The organism is Oceanobacillus damuensis (genome assembly GCF_001618145.1).
GTDB classification, from domain to species: domain Bacteria; phylum Bacillota; class Bacilli; order Bacillales; family Amphibacillaceae; genus Oceanobacillus; species Oceanobacillus damuensis.
In genome coordinates this window covers 118014-136028 of sequence record NZ_LQNF01000009.1, presented here as the reverse complement: position 1 = coordinate 136028, position 18015 = coordinate 118014, and the positions used below count along the sequence as shown (strand labels likewise).

The following is an 18015-nucleotide window of genomic DNA, read 5'->3' as shown; positions in this document are numbered from 1 at the left end:
TATTCACCAATGGCAAATGATGATGATCACTTTCAGAAAACTAAGGTTTACCCAAATCTTTCGGTGACAGTCTTAGTTACAATTATGCAAGTAAGAAAGTTTATGCTTCCTTACTTGCTAAAAAAGTCAAAGCCAAGAGAATCCTGACTTTGACTTAAGTATTACATCCTGTATGCTTTTTCAGTTATTTATTTTCTTTATCATCATCAACTTCAGAGTAATCTGCATCTACCACATCATCACTGCTGCCGTTTTCTTCCTGGCCTTGTTCTGCCTGAGCGTCTTGCTGCATTTGCTCGTACATTTTTACTGATAGCTGCTGCACTTGTTCCTGCAGTGCTTCTTTTTTCTCTTTGATCTGCTCGGTATCATCTGATTCCATGGCAGATTTCAATTCTTCTTTTGCAGCTTCCGCTTTTTGTTTCTCATCTTCAGATACTTTATCGCCAAGATCTTTAATTGTTTTATCCGTAGTGAAAATTAATTGGTCTGCTTCATTGCGCAATTCAATTTCTTCGCGGCGCTTTTTATCCGCTTCTGCATTCTCTTCAGCTTCTTGTACCATTTTTTCTACTTCTTCCTCTGATAGACCTGAAGAAGACTGGATTGTAATGGACTGCTCTTTGTTTGTACCGAGATCTTTAGCACGTACATTGACAATACCGTTAGCATCAATATCGAAGGTCACTTCAATTTGTGGAACCCCTCTTGGTGCTGGTGGAATATCTGTCAATTGAAAACGTCCTAACGTTTTATTATCTGCAGCCATTTCTCGTTCCCCTTGCAATACGTGAATATCAACTGCTGTCTGATTATCTGCCGCAGTAGAGAAAACTTGTGAATGACTTGTTGGAATGGTTGTATTACGTTCGATCAGTTTAGTAAATACAGATCCCATCGTTTCGATACCTAAAGAAAGTGGTGTAACATCGAGTAATACAACATCTTTCACATCGCCCTGCAACACTCCACCCTGGATTGCCGCACCTAATGCAACAACTTCATCAGGGTTAACTCCTTTGGAAGGTTCTTGTCCAAGTTCTTTCTTAATTGCTTCCTGCACTGCAGGAATACGTGTGGAACCACCAACCAGGATTACCTTATGGATGTCGCTTTTTGACAATCCGGCATCAGATAAAGCCTTGCGTGTAGGAATCATTGTACGTTCAACAAGGTCGGATGATAATTCATCAAATTTCGCGCGTGATACACTCATTTCCAAATGCAATGGACCTGCTTCGCCAGCAGTGATAAATGGAAGTGAAACTTGTGTTTGGGATACGCCTGAAAGGTCTTTCTTCGCTTTTTCGGCAGCATCCTTCAGGCGTTGCATCGCCATTTTGTCTTTGGATAAATCGATGCCGTTTTCTTTTTTGAATTCTTGAACCATATGATTGATGATCACTTCATCAAAGTCATCTCCACCAAGTCGGTTGTCTCCAGCTGTTGCAATTACTTCAAATGTACCATCGCCAATATCGAGGATGGAAACGTCAAACGTACCGCCACCAAGGTCATAAACTAGGATGGTTTGATCCTGGTCCTCTTTATCAATGCCATATGCCAAAGCTGCAGCTGTTGGTTCGTTAATGATACGTTCCACTTCGAGTCCAGCGATTTTACCTGCATCTTTTGTTGCCTGACGTTCTGCATCGTTGAAGTATGCAGGAACAGTAATAACAGCTTTATCAACTTTTTCGCCGATATAATCTTCTGCATATGATTTGATATATTGAAGAATGATAGCAGAAATTTCCTGTGGTGTATATTCTTTATCTTCAATTTTCACTTTATAATCGGTGCCCATATGACGTTTTATGGATTGGATTGTGTTAGGGTTAGTAATCGCCTGACGCTTTGCAACTTCCCCTACTTGTCTTTCGCCATTTTTAAAAGCAACAACAGACGGTGTTGTACGGTTACCTTCCGGGTTTGGGATAACTACCGCTTCTCCACCCTCCATTACAGAAACACATGAATTTGTCGTTCCTAAATCAATACCAATAATTTTGCTCATAACTTATTTCCTCCTTAACTTCTGTTCCAATTATTTATTAACTTTAACCATGGCTGGTCGAACTACTCTGTCTTTTAGCATATACCCTTTTTGCAGTTCTTCCACAACCGTGTTCGGTGCGATACCATCATCTTCAACCTGCATGACAGCATGATGAACTGTCGGGTCAAATGTTTTCCCTTCAGTTTCGATCAGTTCTACGCCTTGGGATTTCAAGGCATCCTGCAATTGACGGTACACCATGGTAATGCCATCAAACAGACTCGCGTTCGCCTCAGTCACTTCCACCTGTAATGCTCTATCGAAATTATCGATAGCAGGAAGGAGTTCAGTGATTAAGTCCTCGGATTTATATTTGCGGGCAGCCTCTTTCTCTTTCTGCGACCGTTTTTTGAAATTGTCAAATTCAGCCTGAAGTCTGAGCAACCTGTTATAAATCTCATCTTTTTCTTCTTTTAATGCCTGGATTTCCTTTTCTGCTGCTGTCGGATCTGCTTGCACATCATCAGCCGCATCATCACTTTCAGCAGAGTCAATTACTTCTATTTCTTCCTCCGTATTCAGATCGTCTTCAACAGATGCGTTCTTTTTTTGATCTTCCACTATCTGCCACCTCCAATTTAAAAATTCCATGTAAGACTATATCATGAAAAGTACCCTAAAGAAACTACAATGCATGATCATACTTGTCGAAATGCATATTTTGCATTTCAGTCATCATTTCTGTACCACATATACATCGCATCTGTCATTTCATTGGACAAACCTTTCATTAATGAAATAACTTTTTTATATTCCATTCTCGTAGGACCAAGCAACGCGATTGTTCCCATGTGGTCACCGGCCATATGATAAGAAGCGGTAATCAGACTTAAATCTTTTATTGCATCCACTTCATTTTCATTGCCAATTGTTACTTCAATACCATTTTTACTGTTTTTCAATATGTTGGCTAATTCATTTTCTTTTTCCATCATTGTAAAAAAGGAACGGATTTTATCCACATCGTTGAATTCAGGCTGCATTAATATATTGGATTTCCCCCCAATATAAAGCTTTACTGGATTGTCGGTCACAATGAATGCCTTCAAGTAATCAAATGATTTTTCAAAATCGTCGATATACATTCTCATGAGAAGGGCTATTTCAGTATGCAGCACTTCCTGCAGTTTGATAATCGGTACGCCCTTGAGCCGTTCATTCATGATATTGACCATTTTTTCCAAGTCGGAAGAATTAATCTTCTCCGGAATCGTAAACGAACGATGCTCAACGTGACCTGTATTCGTAACGAGTATGGCTACAGCTGAATGATCGGAAAGAGGCAGAATTTGAATCTGCTTCAAAGTCGTTTCGAACATTTCAGGACCGAGAATGATCGACGTATAATTTGTGAGTTCTGACAAGACTTCTGCTGACATTTGCACGATTTGTTCAAATTCAAAAAAACCATCCTGTATAATATCTTCGAGAATCCTTATCTCATTTGGGTTTGTGCTTGGGCCAATCAAATGATCGACGTAATAACGGTACCCTTTTTCCGACGGTACCCTTCCGGATGAAGTATGGGTTTTTTCCAGGAACCCCAATTCCTCTAAATCCGCCATTTCATTTCTTATTGTAGCGGCACTGTATGGAAGGTTCGCTTTTTTGGAAAGTGCTCGTGATCCTACCGGCCTTGCAGAATCAATGAAATCATCAATTATGACTTGTAAAATGATAAGTTGCCTTTCTGTTAACATGATGATCACCCCTGTTAGCACTCTTAACTCCTGAGTGCTAATACTATAATTAAATTATCAAACACAGTTTTTTTTGTCAATCAGAATGTCTCCAATCTCAGTTACTTTCAAGCAGCATCTCATTTTGATCATCCAGAAGAAACTTTTCAAACACCCGGTTACCTAATAACATTCCCTTGTCTGTAAGCTGTATTGCCATCCCAGTCTCCTTAAGAAGCCCATTATTTATCAGTTCTTCCACCTCTTTTTTGTATAACTCTTCCGCTCTGAATCCAAACCTGCTCTGAAAATGTGCTTTATTGATCCCATTTATCTTACGGAGACCAAGGAACATTTCCTCTTCCACTTTCTCCTTTAGCGAGATAGGATCAACCTGTAAGACCGGTTTTCCATTCTTTGACGCCTGGCTTACGTAAGCCGGCAGCGGACGAATGTTGGTAATTCGCTTTCCTGGCAAATAACCGTGGGCTCCTGCACCAAACCCATAATAAAAATCGTTGCTCCAGTAGGTTAAATTATGTTTACTCTCATATCCAGGCTTGGCAAAATTACTTATTTCGTACTGATGAATTCCTTTTGATTTCATCGTATCCTTCAAAATTTCGTACATGGTAACTTCGTCATCTTCGGCTGGACGGTGCAGCTGTCCCTTTTTATGCTTTTGATAAAAAACTGTTTTCGGCTCAATTTGCAAAGCATAAGTGGAATAATGCGGGAGTTCAAATGCTAAGGCCTCCTGCAATGAGTCACCGAATTGTTCCACTGTCTGATTCGGCAATGCATAGATCAAATCGAGACTTACATTATTGAAATCGTGCTTTTTCAAAAGCCCTACCGTATCATATACATCGTTTACCCGATGAATCCTCCCGAGCTGCTCCAGCATGATGTCATCCATTACCTGTACACCAAATGATATCCTGCTGATTCCGTAATATTTCAGCAAACGCGTTTTCTCTTCATCAATGTCACCTGGGTTAACTTCAATGGAAACTTCTTCACATGCGGGGATGTCAAATTTCTTATTCAGGAATATGAGTAACGTTTCCAGCTGTTCCATATTTAATGCTGTTGGTGTGCCTCCACCGATATAAATCGTCTTCATCTTATGATTTTTACCCGGAAGCGAAACATTTATCTCAGTTTGAAGAGCCTCCAGGTATTCTGTCGCCAATTGCTCATTATAGAAAAACTTGACGAAATCGCAGTAATGGCAAATCTGCCTGCAGAAAGGTATGTGGATATATACTGATTTGATCATATTCAATAGTATTCAGCTCCTGTGTAAAATACAAAAAGGAAAAACTATCCAGCAATGTAGATGCATTCTAGTTCTTCCTTTTTTCCTCTGTCGTTTTAGTCGTTATTCATTTCCAAAACAGCCATAAATGCTTCTTGTGGCACTTCAACAGAACCAACCATTTTCATTCGCTTTTTACCTTCTTTTTGCTTTTCCAGCAATTTCCGCTTACGGGTAATGTCACCGCCGTACAGTTTTGCTGTAACATCTTTACGCACAGCTTTAATTGTAGATCTGGCAACAATCTTATTTCCGATTGCCGCTTGTACGGGAACCTCAAATTGCTGTCTTGGAATAAGTTCCTTCAGTTTTTCTACAATCTGTTTGCCACGTTCATATGCAAAATCCTGATGGACAATGAATGATAATGCATCAATTGTGTCAGCATTAAGCAGAATGTCCATTTTCACCAGTTTTGATGGCTGGTAGCCGATAAGCTCATAATCGAAAGAAGCATACCCTTTCGTTTGTGATTTCAACTGATCAAAGAAATCATAAACAATCTCGGATAATGGGATATGATAAATGACATTTACGCGAATATCGTCTAGATACTGCATATCCATAAAGTGCCCGCGTTTCTTCTGGGAAATTTCCATTACTGCCCCGACATATTCGTTGGGAACCATGATGGTAGCCTCCACATACGGTTCACGAATCTCCTGGACAACTTGCGGATCTGGCATTTTGGATGGATTGTCAATATCGACTACTTCCCCATTGGTTTGTTCGACCTCGAAAATAACACTTGGAGCAGTTGTAATTAAGTCGATATTAAACTCTCTCTCAATTCTTTCCTGGATGATTTCCATATGAAGCAATCCGAGAAAACCACAACGGAAACCAAATCCCAATGCTTGGGAAGTCTCCGGCTCATATTGCAGGGAGGAATCATTCAATTCAAGTCTTTCCAAAGCCTCACGTAAATCATTATAATCATTGGAATCAACAGGATACAACCCGCAGAAAACCATTGGATTTAATTTGCGATATCCCGGCAGTGCTTCTTCCGCCTGTCTGGAAGCATGTGTAATTGTATCACCGACACGTGTATCGCCTACATTCTTAATGGAAGCAGTAATGTAACCTACATCACCAACAGTCAATCCATCCTTGGATACTGCTTTCGGAGTGAATACACCGACATCATTCACTTCAAATTCCTTCCCGGTTGCCATCATTTTAATATTGTCACCGACTTTGACCGAACCTTCCTTAATACACACATATGCAATTACCCCACGATAGGAATCGTATAGAGAATCAAATATCAGTCCTTTTAATGGAGCTTCCGGATCGCCCGCCGGTTCAGGCACAACTTCGGTTATTCTTTCGAGAATTTCTTCAATCCCTATGTTCGCTTTGGCTGACGCCAGGATGGCATCTTCGCCATCAATCCCCAGAACGTCTTCCAGTTCTTTTTTCACTTTCTCAGGATCTGCACTTGGCAAGTCGATTTTATTGATGACAGGGATTATTTCCAATTCATTTTCCATAGCCAAATAAACATTCGCCAGGGTTTGTGCTTCAATTCCCTGGGCAGCATCGACTACTAAAATAGCTCCTTCACAGGCAGCTAGGCTTCTTGATACTTCATATGTAAAATCGACATGTCCTGGAGTATCGATTAAGTGGAAGATAAACTCTTCTCCACTTTTACTTGTATACGCAAGTTGAACAGCATTTAATTTAATCGTAATACCGCGTTCACGCTCCAGATCCATCCCATCAAGAAGCTGTTCTTTCATTTCTCTTTTTGTTACTGTTTCTGTATTTTCCAAAATTCGATCAGCCAACGTTGATTTTCCATGATCAATATGTGCTATTATCGAAAAATTACGTACTTTCCGTTGCTTTTTCACCATTCCTGATGCTCACTCCCACAGTCTTTCATCCCTTAATCAGATAAAAGCTTCCAAATTTAAGGCATTAATCACTAGGATTGATTATAGCAATTGCAGCGGTTATATTCAATCAATAAAAGCCAACCTTCATTGAATAGTGGGATTTCAGTCCGTTGTATGCGGGATAAACAATTATCTACATGTCAAAAAAAGATTTTTGCAATTTGATACATAAACTCCATCAGAACTTCAAAGAAACCTTTTACACCCGCTTCCAAGATGGAGGCTGTTTTTTGTGTATATTGGACTGATGAAGCCTCCGTGATATCCGGCTGGCTTACTGGAGTGGAGACCGTTTCGACAATTACATTTTGTTCTTCTTCGGTTCCTCTTTCTTCCGTAAAATCGGTGACAGTTGGTAAATCCTGCTCCTTGTTCATTCCATAAACAATCCCTGACAAGAAAAATACAGCCATGAATAATAAGACTACAAGTAATCGCACCGTCTATCTCCTCCTATGGATTCGCTTGAACTGCTTCTGCGTCCCAATAAAATTCACTGAAAACTTCTGCCAGTGCATCTGCAGAGCGGTACAATTCTTCCATTGTATTTTCCACCCCGCCAAATTCAATCAGAATAGAATTGTCCGAGAGATCCTGATTATAGACACCATTTGTCCCCCCTCCTTCTTTAGGAAGAAGTCCCCTGCTTATACCAGGGTATTTTTCCTCCATGAGATAATGCAATTTAGTAGCCAATTCAAGATTCTTCTCATGATCAGCATTCTCCATCCCTATGACAAACATAATTCTTGCATAGGCCTCTCCGTCAATGTCTGTCGTTGTTAAATCTCTAGGTTGTGAGTCACGGTGAAGATCAAAAGCAAACTGTATATCTTTATTGGAGGCGAAAACTTCTTCGGCAATTTCTCTCGAAGCATCATATGATTTCCCGTATTGCCATCCTTTTTCATTCAATAAATTACCAATGTCTGTATCATCAACATAGGTGCCAATCCCTTTCCTTTCCAGTGATTGAGCAAGACGTTCACTGACCTTGGTAATGTTCATCTCGGGATGATGTGCTGAATCTGGGTCTGAATCATTTGGCAAATAGGGAAGGAAAGATTCCCTGTTATGTGTGTTGTAAATAAATACTACATTGCGTCCCCCAGTCGTTTGTTGTAATACTTCCTGATTATCTTCAACAATCGGTTCTTCTGTTTCTTCATCCATGATTGCTTCCCGTTCTTTCAATACTTCTTCCAATGGCGGAAGTGATTCGATAGGAAGATTGGTATAATCCGTTCCCTCTCCCGCTATAAGAATACGTCTATCGTAAATGGAAAATCCGGGAATTTCGTTTCCGAGCAGACTTCGTGGATCATTCGGTTTTAAATTTGTCGCTACTTGAAAGAGCACTCCTGAAAGTTTTGGCAATTGACGATCATCTGGAAATGCTTCCTTAAACGACCGGTTCTCCATGCCTAATAGGCTGTAAAACACGAATCCATCGATATCCCTTGTCCACTCCGTAATCAAACCAGATGAAAAACGGTATGCTGGCTGAACGGTTGTAAGTAAACCAATAAATATAAAAAGAACAATAACACTAAGCAAATATAAACCGCTATTTCTCGATATATGCTGGGCATTGTTTTTCAGGTGATTTCTGTTCATAAAAATACATGATTCCACCTTTCTGCTGTCAACTCTTGTTTAAAATCTATGAGCTGAACTGAAAAACTAGAACCATGTATTTGAAAAATAGAACATTTAATAGAGCCGGCTTCAATTATCTGGAATAAGATGCAAAATTGTCCACATTTACTTTTTCATGCAATGCTGCATTCACCCCATTGGCTATCAGATTAGCCATATCAATCATAAATCCGTCCACCTCTTTTGGTGTTACCATCAAATTATGACCGATTGGTGTCAGGACTTCTGTAATCAGCTTTCTTTTTTCATCATCCGATAGAGAGCCTACGATGCCAAGGAACGTTTCTCTCTTCTCTTTATCCGGCATGTCTTCATCAGTAAGCTTTTTCCCTCCAAAAGCCATACCAGCCGGTGCCAATGACTTGGATGGTCTGTCCTTTTCGTTCCATTCCCTGCCAAAATGCTTCAGCAAAAAATCGATTGTATCACTGGCAATTGTCACCGCATCAACAACCGTCGGAACACCAATCGCCAGAACAGGAACTCCAAGCGTTTCCTTGCTGATCTCTTTTCGCTTGTTGCCGACCCCTGATCCAGGATGAATACCAGTATCGGAAAGCTGTATCGTTTCATTGACTCTCTCAATAGATCTTGAAGCAAGCGCATCTATGGCAATCACAAAATCAGGCTTGTACTTTTCTGCGATACCGAAAATAATGTCACTCGTTTCTATACCAGTAACCCCCATAACCCCTGGAGTGACTGCTGCAACCTGCCGATAGCCGTCTGCCACCGTTTCGTGCTGGAGCTTAAACAGATGGCTTGTCACGAGTACCTTTTCGACCGTCATCGGTCCGAGTGCATCTGGTGTCACATTCCAATTTCCCAATCCGACAATTAAACCGGTGCCGCCCAATGGGATATTATTCCTCGAAATTAAATCCTCCAGCTCTCTTGCAAGAACTTTTGCAGCTGCCTCCTGCCTTGCTGTATCCTGTTTTTTAACTCCATCTGCATAAATCGTGACATAGGCTCCAGGCTTTTTCCCTATCAGCTTTGCACCTTCTTCATCAATATCCACATAGGATATTTTTATATCATCTTCGTTCCTTTCTTTGAAAGAAACTCCTTTTATTTCACTTTTCTTCGTTTTAGATTCGGTTTCGGTATACATATCACGTGCTTCTACAGCCAAATCGGTTCTTACCTGATACGCTTTATTTAAATCATCCATCTGCATGTCTTCCCTTCATAAGGTTATCAATTATAGAATTGACAATTCACCCGAAAACATACGAAATATTCCGGTCGTATAACAATTCTATTGAAAACATCGGCTTCCTTTGGTAAAATACATCTTGTCCCAACTGAAAGTTGATTTAAATTAACGGATAACTTTAAGAGGATAATTGAACTTTATTAACGATTAACGAGATAATGTTCACTGCTAGGAGGTGAAATACATGGCTAATGTAAAATCAGCAATCAAACGTATTGGTGTAAACGAAAAGAAACGCACAGCTAACACTGCTCAAAAATCAGCATTGCGCTCAGAGATCAAACGCGTTGAAGGTTTAGTGGAAGCAAATGATGCAGAAAATGCTAAAGTTGCAATGCAAACTACAACAAAACATATTGACAAGGCTGTCCAAAAAGGATTAATCCACAAAAATGCAGGCGACCGTCAAAAATCACGTCTAACTAAAAAAGTTAACGCTCTATAATAAAAAAACGATTCGGAATAACCGGATCGTTTTTTTTGTATGGTCCAAAGACTTTAAGAGGTTTGTATTAACTCATACAGCAGAAGTTCAAATGCCAGTTCTTTTTCCATTTTCCCTTGCTTCATTACCGCATCGGCATCGGTTAGCTTGCTGATGATATCTTCAAGTTCAGATATGGAAAATTTCTTTTCCCGTGCCAGTCCAATCTTGATGACATATGGATGTGCCCCGATTGTCTTTTGCATTTGAAATTGACTGTACCCTTTTTGCTTAAGAAGTTTAACTCTTAATATGGTACGAAATTGAAATGCGAGCAGAGCTATCATGGCAATGGGCTCTTCTTTCATCTTCTCCAAGTCCTTATAAACAGATATCGCTTTATGTAAATCACGTTCAATTACAGCATCTACCAATCGGAGCGAAGAACTATTTGATGTATGGGAAATAAGCTGCTCAGCTATCTCTTTTGTTATAGTTCCTCCGTCGCCAACATATAATGCCAGCTTCGTCAACTCACTTTCCAGTAAGTGAAGATTGGATGATAACTCTGTCTCAAAAATATCATATGCTTCATTTTCTATAGTTACCCGTTGCTGCCCTGCCAATGTATCAATCCATTGTTTTAAATCCTGATCCTTAACTGCATTACAAACAGCAACGGCGGCGTGTTTCTTAAGGAGCTTACTGATTTTTTTGCGCTCATCTATTTTTTCATAAGCAGCAACAAATACTAAAACGGAATATTCCGCAGGTGAATCGAGATACATTTCCAATGAGGATGTATCATGTTCGAAAGGGAGCTTGTCCGGCTTTGCTTTAAGAAAACCGGGATTGCTGGCGATAATAAGCTTTCTGTCCCCAAAGAACGGATAGGTTTCAGCATCTGCGATAACTTCCTGTATAGGTGTCTCTTCAAGATCATACACAGAAAGATTATCTTCATCTCCATCAAGCACCCGTTTCATAACTTCTTTTTTGATATTTTGCAGAAAGAAGGACTCCGTTCCATATGCGAGATATACTTGATCAATATTGTTTTTTTTAAGCTGTTTCATTACATCGATATATGACATTCACTACTCACTCTCATTCCAACTATGTATAGGTATAATGGTAAAGCTGAAACTCGTGAATGGCAAGTGATATTTTGGAGGGGGAGAAACAAATCCCCCCTCCAGCATCTATATGAACGCCTGATATCTAAGCTCTAGAAACAAAGATATCAAACGATGTTTTACTTGTCATTAGGTTATGCCGACAGAGCAAAAGTATAGATGTTAAGTCTTTCTAAAAATGGAGATGAATAATTAATTTGCAATAAGTAGTGGCTGGAAAGTAGATTTTTTTAACCATTTAATTTATACTGAATTTGATGACATAGGAGGGGTATATTGTGAACGAATTTGAAAAAGATGTACAGTCTAAAGGCAACGATGTAGTCGACTCAATTAAAGGATTTGCTTTCTCATTTATTTTCTTCGTGTTAATTTTTGCTATTGGTACGACTATCAGTGTGATTGGCCAATAGTAAGCTGAAATCATATCTTTATGAATGTAACTTGAAAGAGACTGATCTACAGTCTCTTTTTTCCATCTCTATTTTTCATTCTTCCAACATACCTCTATATTTGCAGTTTATGGTATGTACGTAAAAAATGTTCCGCCCTGCCCATTAAATATATACTGTACAGCCCCACTTTGATCTGTTCGTAGTATTACAACTCCTTTTTCCTTTAGAGCATCGAGCACGTCAACTGCAGGATGTCCGTATCGGTTATTTTCTCCTACTGAAATGAGAGCGAATCGAGGACTTGTCCTTTCAAGAAAAATTGGGTCTGTTGATGTATTACTTCCATGGTGAGCAACTTTTAAAACATCCAAAGATAAATTCGGGTAAGCTCCTAACAGTTCTTTTTCTTCATCTTTTCCGATATCTCCAGTGAAAAGCCAGTTGGCACCGCCTAGTTCACTTAATAATACGAGTGAATTTTCGTTTGCCGAAAAACGTTCTTCACCGGGAGCCAGTACATGAAACACATTTCCTCCTATAGCCTCAGAATCATCCCTATGGACTTTTCTAATATTCGTATTGGAGTTACCGTTTATCAAATCGCTCAATAAAATTTCATCAAAATAGTCCGATACGATTATTTCTTCCACCTCCATATTTTGCAAAATAAACGTTGCGCTTCCCATATGGTCCAAATCCTCGTGCGAAATAATTAAAGCATCCAGTTTCCTTATACCACGTGAATAAAAATAAGGCTTTAAAATTTGTTCATAAACATTTTCTGAAGCTTCCATATTTTCAAACGAAAATCTAGCACCAGCATCGATCATTACAACACCTTTTCTGTAAGGCAATTCAATAAGGAATGCGTCACCTTGACCAATGTCAAACATTGTAACCGTACCAGTTGAAGAATAATATGGTTTTGCAGCAATCAGCATGACCAATAAACAAAGTAAGACGCCTGTCCGAAATGCTTGCTTTAATCGACGTCGTTGCAAATCACCCATAAAGACAAAGAATAAACCGAAGTAGATGATTGCCGCTATCAAAGGCAATCCTCCTGATAGAAACGGGAAATAAAAGTTTCTGTCAACGAAGGCAGTGAAGGATATTACAAGGGAATGAATTTCAGCAAAAATGGAATCCAGCGGCCGCACAAGAACGGAGGGAAAAAATGACAGAGGTAATAGAATATACATCAATGGGATGGCAAATAACGTAAAATATGGAATGATCAACAAGTTAAGGATAATTGACAATGGTTGGAATATGGAAAAATACGCTAACTGAATGGGTATAATTACCATTTGGGAAACAAAACTTATCTGAAGTACCTGCCAGAAAGGAGATTTCGATTCAGCGACCCATTTACTTGAGAGGAAAATTGCGAAAGTAACGATAAACGACAACTGGAAACCTACATGATAAACGATATACTTATCAAACAAAATCAACAATAAGAAAACGATACTTAGCACATCTGTATAACTGAACTTAAATCTGTACTTATTGAACAGTATAAATGCCACTACCATGACAGATGCTCTCCATACAGACGGTTCGCCACCAGCCAACAAAGCATATACGGGCAGCAGAAAAATCACAAGCCACTGTGTTTTTTCCTTTGTAAGTAACTGAAGCCTGATCAGCATAAAGTAGAATATCCCAACGATTAAACCTATATTCGAACCAGAAATTGCAATAATATGGGTTAAACTCCATCTTTGAAAAACTTTTTCTGTTTCAGAATCAATCGATGAATCTTCACCGAATACGATTGCAGTTAACCAGGATGAAGTAAATGCAGATAATTGCGTTTCAATATGTCTAAGCAAATATTGCCGCAACAAATAAAAACGATTCAGAAAAGACGAGCCATTACATGAAATATTTTCCAGAGAATCTAATACAAGCTGGTGGCTTATGCCTTTGGTGAGAAGAAAATGGCGGTAGTCGAATTGACCGGGGTTTCTGCTTTCGGCAGGTAATTCCGCAATCCCCTCCAGCATGCATGTTGCTCCATGCTGTAAACTTGAAAAGTGAGGATCGTTGCGATATGTTTCGTTATCGTTATTCGGGAAATAAAGGATAAGGATACTGTTACCGGATTTTCTTTCTTCCAGTGTAAATTCCAATTTGTCTTTTGTAGTTAGAACAGGACTTACTATCTTTCCAGTATAAAGGGATTGTTCTGTTGGAAAATGATTGTCGTGGTAAACCTGTTTGTCAATCGAGGGAATATAAAGTGAAAAAAAGATAAATACAGTTAAGGAAACGATTATCGGCCATTTCCCTAACCGTTCGTAATAATACAAATAGAAGAGCCATAATAGGAAAGCGAGAATAATCCACTGATTATGGAAATATGCCTTTATAATGGCTGCCCCTCCCGCTAAAGCAACCAAATGCCAATAGCCTTTCAATTTTCTGTTCACCTATTCCGGTTTATTTTTGAAATAATTTTTCCGCTTCTTTCTTCAAGAAAGAAACTTCCTGATCTTCATCTGTCATAGCGTCGAGCTTTCCAATCAGATTATTGACCAGAGAAACCTTTTCCTTGTAGTTTGTGTCGACTGCCAAATAATCCAATTTTACTTTCTTTGTCTCCACACCTGCTTCTTTAAACAATTGAATGGCATACTCATGGTTATGATAATCTTCCGCATAATAAACGGTCCTGATCCCGCTTTGTATCAGCTGCTTTGTACATTGCAGGCAAGGGAAGTGGGTAACATAAATGTCTGCATTATCTGTCGGAACACCAAATTTCGCACATTGCAATAAAGCATTTGCTTCAGCATGCACTGTCCGGACACAATGACCATCAATGACATAGCACCCATCATCAATACAGTGAACACTGCCAGATACACTCCCATTATATCCTCCTGCAATGATTCGTTTATCTCTGACAATGGTAGCGCCTACCATCAATCTTGTGCATGTGCTTCTTAATGCTAGTAAATGGCTTTGTGCCATAAAATATTGATCCCAGGATATTCTTTCCATCTGCGTATGCCCCTTTTTTATATTGATGTTACTAGTTTACATTCCATCCTGAAATTTCGTCAATCGCAACCTGATTCCAAAACTTACGGGATTTGAATGGACTCTTTCATATTTTCAAGCGTTTTCTCACCTATTCCGGATACTTGCAGCAAATCCTCCGTTTTTTGGTAATGACCATATTCTTCCCGATGTTGAATAATTGCAAGTGCTTTTGAAGGGCCAATCCCCGGAAGTGTTTCAATCTCTTCCTGGGTAGCATAATTAATTTTCACCTTATTATTGCTCAACGCATCCGCTGATGACTCTGCAATCTCACCTAATACCGGAACATGAATAACCATTTCATCATGGACCTTCTGGGCAAGATTCACTTGCGAAGAATCAGCATTTTCCTTGAAACCACCAGCCAAAATGATGACATCATTCACTCTTGCATCTATGGAAACTTCATAGATACCATTATTCATAACTGCTCCTTTTACATCAACGACCGCATAATTAGTTGGTGGAGATTGTGAAGGTTGCTCTTCCTGAGGGTTATCATTTTGGGGAACGGCATGTAAATCCGTCGAAACATAATCAGCATCTTCATTTGTTGTTAATAGGATAAAAATAATCACAACAGCAGCGGTAATAATAAAAAATGTCGCTTTTTTCAGAAGCTCCAGCAATCAAGAAATACCTCCTTCCATCAGTACGTTTTTTACACTCGGGGATTATCCATAATTCTATATTCGACATGATCAGTGAAATTCCTGCACATAAAAAAAGATCGGAAAATAGTATTTATCCCGACCTTTTTTCAGCCAAAAAGAAAATTCTTTCCGATTTTTCATCCACATTATTCTCTTTTAAGGAGAAATCAGCATACAATTTCAAGTTTTCAAACCCTGCATCCTTCAATAGTTTTTTATAAAATTCAACCGGATATGTTTGTTGGTGGTGGCATTCATCAAATCTCACATAATGTTCTCCCTCTCGCGAGAAAAATGTCAAATCATGAAACATTTCACCACGTTCTTCCCCTTCTGAACAAAACCAGATATAGGAAGCATCGTCTGTAACATCTGCGAAAGTATGGTTAATATAGTTCATTTCCACGTGAGAAAGGGAGTGTACATCAAATATAAAAAGACCGCCGTCCTTTAAAGAGTTTGCAATGTTGTGAAACGTTTTTCTCAAATCGTCTTTGTCTGTAATATAATTGATTACATCACAATAGCTAATTGCCATATCATATTGGCTTAGGCCATTCAGTGAAATTAAATCCTGCTGGATCCATTGGATAGTCAGATTTTTTTCACTTGCCTTATGCTCTGCGTACGTCAGCATATCGGCCGAATAATCTACACCGGTCATTTGATAGCCCTGCTCAGCCAATCTTGTTGTAATTTCTCCTGTGCCGCAACCAAGGTCTGCTATTTTCGCAATGTTCTTACCGGTACGTTTCATTATACCTTGCGTAAACGAAATCCATTCATTATATGGTGCATTCAGCATTAATTTATCGTACAGGTATGCCATTTCCTGGTATGCCATCGATTAGCCTTCCTGTCCTAATTGCAAAGGAAGACGTGCGGCATCTCCCCACAATCGCTCCAGATTATAGTATTGGCGTTCATCCTTATGGAAAATATGACATACAATATCACCAATGTCGACAAGAATCCAGCGTGCCTGCTCAAATCCTTCCACTCGCTTTACATTGACCTCATTTTCTTCCATGGCATCCTTAATGCCTCTTGCAATCGCCTGAACTTGCCTCTCTGTGCTGCCATGGCATATCAAAAAATAATCTGCAACTAATGACACCTGATTCATGTCTAGAGCAATTATGTCTTCAGCTCGTTTATCATCACAAGCTTCCGCAATTAATTCCACAATTTCTTTATTTTCCATATAATTAAGTCCCTCCGTTAAGTTTGTTCGTTAAGTCATTATATGCATAAAAACTATCTGGATATATAGTTCCCTGTTTCCTCATTAGATGATCGATGGTATTTCTTGATGCCATCCAGCATGCCTTCGTCAAGTCTTTCCCAGCCATTTCTCTAACTTCATCCACACCGGGGAAATTCCTTCCCGGCTCAATATAATCAGACAGATAAATGATTTTGTCTAACATACTCATATTGGCCCTTCCCGTTGTATGATATTGAATGGCTTCCTGTATCTCCCTGTCAGCGATCCCATGCTCAGCCTGGATAAGCAATGCTCCTACCGGTCCATGCCATAGTTCATGGTGATACAACAGAAGATCTTTTGGAAGCGTGGATTTCACAATCCAATGCTTCATTTCTTCCAGTGGGCGATATTTTGCGTAGTCATGAAATACTGCAGCAATTTCGGCTTTTGCTGGCGAAACATTATACAAACCCGCTAATTTCACAGCTGTTTCGGCAACTCTTAATGAATGCTGAAACCTTGATTCTGTCAAATGCGGCCTGACTTTTTCTATTGCCATATCAATTTTCATATAAATGATTCTCCTTGATATAGGTATTAACAGAATCCGGTACGATATAATTGACTGACCTTTTATCCCTAAGCCATTTGCGCAGCATGGAGGATGATATATCGATCATTGGAATATCGACTTCAGTTACAGGGTATTCCGTATTGAGTTTATAACCGGAACGCTTAACCCCGACGAAGTTGACAAGTGCAAATAGTTCCTCCACCTTGTACCAGTTTGGTAAATATTCAACCATATCTGCCCCAATTATAAAATAGAATTCTTTTTCTGGATACTGCTTTTTTAAAAGTTTTATTGTATCCAAAGTATATGATTTACCTGAGCGTTCTATTTCAATTGTATTCACTTTAAAAAAAGGATTACTGTCAGTAGCTAGACGAAGCATTGTGATACGTTCGTCTGCATTTGTTTTTGCTGCATCTTTATGCGGTGGAGTATAGGTCGGGATGAACCATACTTCTTTCAATTCCATTGCAAGCCTAACCTCTTCCGCAATCAATAGATGCCCTAAATGTGGCGGGTCAAATGTACCACCCAATATTCCTATCCGCTCCATCTTAAACCCCTCTTAACATACATCAATGATATTTGGCTCATTTTTTCAAAAAAGAAAGTATCTATTTTGGCAGCAATTAACTCTTACACATAAACAGCCGGGTCCACCTTCGCTTTTGTTCCAAAATAAGAAAGTATAAATTTTGGCAGCAATTAATTCTTACACATAAACA

Annotated in this window: 18 protein-coding genes; 2 read left to right on the top strand and 16 right to left on the bottom strand. The window is 39.3% G+C overall.

All coding sequences use genetic code 11. The features are described 5' to 3' along the window. Positions 1-184: 184 nt before the first annotated feature. The 8 genes from dnaK to gpr all read right to left on the bottom strand — a co-directional run bounded on the left by dnaK (position 185) and on the right by gpr (position 9799). Positions 185-2017 carry a molecular chaperone DnaK gene (dnaK, locus tag A4245_RS08860; RefSeq protein WP_067727367.1) on the bottom strand — a complete coding sequence of 611 codons (1833 nt, stop codon included), beginning with the start codon at positions 2015-2017 and terminating at the stop codon, positions 185-187. A gap of 30 nt (positions 2018-2047) precedes the next feature. Beyond that, a complete protein-coding gene (gene grpE / locus A4245_RS08855) occupies positions 2048-2650 on the bottom strand; it encodes a nucleotide exchange factor GrpE (RefSeq protein ID WP_067727366.1) in 603 nt (200 codons plus the stop codon). Positions 2651-2727: 77 nt separating this feature from the next. Beyond that, the gene (hrcA, locus tag A4245_RS08850) at positions 2728-3759 is read right to left on the bottom strand and encodes a heat-inducible transcriptional repressor HrcA (protein WP_067727365.1); all 1032 of its coding nucleotides are present in this window, start codon (positions 3757-3759) and stop codon (positions 2728-2730) included. Between the two features lie 97 nt (positions 3760-3856). Then, positions 3857-5020: a radical SAM family heme chaperone HemW gene (hemW, locus tag A4245_RS08845; RefSeq protein WP_067727398.1), complete on the bottom strand. Its 1164-nt coding sequence runs from the start codon at positions 5018-5020 to the stop codon at positions 3857-3859. Between the two features lie 95 nt (positions 5021-5115). Continuing rightward, entirely contained in the window at positions 5116-6924 is a 1809-nt protein-coding gene (lepA, locus tag A4245_RS08840) for a translation elongation factor 4 (protein ID WP_067727364.1), read from the bottom strand. A 182-nt stretch (positions 6925-7106) separates the two neighbouring features. Continuing rightward, positions 7107-7406 (bottom strand): hypothetical protein, encoded by a 300-nt coding sequence (locus A4245_RS08835; protein WP_067727363.1) that lies wholly within the window; start codon positions 7404-7406, stop codon positions 7107-7109. 13 nt (positions 7407-7419) lie between these two features. Then, entirely contained in the window at positions 7420-8583 is a 1164-nt protein-coding gene (gene spoIIP, locus A4245_RS08830; RefSeq protein ID WP_067727362.1) for a stage II sporulation protein P, read from the bottom strand. Between the two features lie 115 nt (positions 8584-8698). Further along, entirely contained in the window at positions 8699-9799 is a 1101-nt protein-coding gene (gene gpr, locus A4245_RS08825) for a GPR endopeptidase (RefSeq protein ID WP_067727361.1), read from the bottom strand. Positions 9800-10028: 229 nt separating this feature from the next. On the opposite strand from gpr, the gene rpsT reads away from it, so the two are divergent. Beyond that, the gene (gene rpsT, locus A4245_RS08820) at positions 10029-10289 is read left to right on the top strand and encodes a 30S ribosomal protein S20 (RefSeq protein WP_067727360.1); all 261 of its coding nucleotides are present in this window, start codon (positions 10029-10031) and stop codon (positions 10287-10289) included. Between the two features lie 53 nt (positions 10290-10342). Here rpsT and holA read toward each other — a convergent pair whose 3' ends face one another. Continuing rightward, on the bottom strand, positions 10343-11362 hold the full coding sequence (holA, locus tag A4245_RS08815) for a DNA polymerase III subunit delta (RefSeq protein WP_067727359.1): 1020 nt from the start codon (positions 11360-11362) through the stop codon (positions 10343-10345). A gap of 320 nt (positions 11363-11682) precedes the next feature. Here holA and A4245_RS19660 point away from each other — a divergent pair, with 320 nt between their 5' ends. After that, positions 11683-11817 carry a YqzM family protein gene (locus A4245_RS19660; RefSeq protein ID WP_084268734.1) on the top strand — a complete coding sequence of 45 codons (135 nt, stop codon included), beginning with the start codon at positions 11683-11685 and terminating at the stop codon, positions 11815-11817. A 107-nt stretch (positions 11818-11924) separates the two neighbouring features. Here the strand turns inward: A4245_RS19660 and A4245_RS08810 are convergent, their stop codons facing one another. From A4245_RS08810 to A4245_RS08780, 7 genes are all read right to left on the bottom strand, one after another. Further along, entirely contained in the window at positions 11925-14225 is a 2301-nt protein-coding gene (locus A4245_RS08810) for a DNA internalization-related competence protein ComEC/Rec2 (protein WP_067727358.1), read from the bottom strand. Positions 14226-14247: 22 nt separating this feature from the next. Further along, a complete protein-coding gene (locus A4245_RS08805; RefSeq protein WP_067727357.1) occupies positions 14248-14811 on the bottom strand; it encodes a ComE operon protein 2 in 564 nt (187 codons plus the stop codon). Positions 14812-14894: 83 nt separating this feature from the next. Then, entirely contained in the window at positions 14895-15482 is a 588-nt protein-coding gene (locus A4245_RS08800; RefSeq protein ID WP_067727356.1) for a helix-hairpin-helix domain-containing protein, read from the bottom strand. 115 nt (positions 15483-15597) lie between these two features. After that, positions 15598-16350: a class I SAM-dependent DNA methyltransferase gene (locus tag A4245_RS08795; protein ID WP_067727355.1), complete on the bottom strand. Its 753-nt coding sequence runs from the start codon at positions 16348-16350 to the stop codon at positions 15598-15600. A gap of 3 nt (positions 16351-16353) precedes the next feature. Next, positions 16354-16710: a ribosome silencing factor gene (rsfS, locus tag A4245_RS08790; protein WP_067727354.1), complete on the bottom strand. Its 357-nt coding sequence runs from the start codon at positions 16708-16710 to the stop codon at positions 16354-16356. A gap of 4 nt (positions 16711-16714) precedes the next feature. Then, entirely contained in the window at positions 16715-17287 is a 573-nt protein-coding gene (yqeK, locus tag A4245_RS08785) for a bis(5'-nucleosyl)-tetraphosphatase (symmetrical) YqeK (RefSeq protein ID WP_067727353.1), read from the bottom strand. Beyond that, the gene (locus tag A4245_RS08780; protein ID WP_067727352.1) at positions 17277-17843 is read right to left on the bottom strand and encodes a nicotinate-nucleotide adenylyltransferase; all 567 of its coding nucleotides are present in this window, start codon (positions 17841-17843) and stop codon (positions 17277-17279) included. The genes yqeK and A4245_RS08780 overlap by 11 nt, the downstream gene beginning before the upstream one ends. Between the last annotated feature and the right edge of the window lie 172 nt (positions 17844-18015).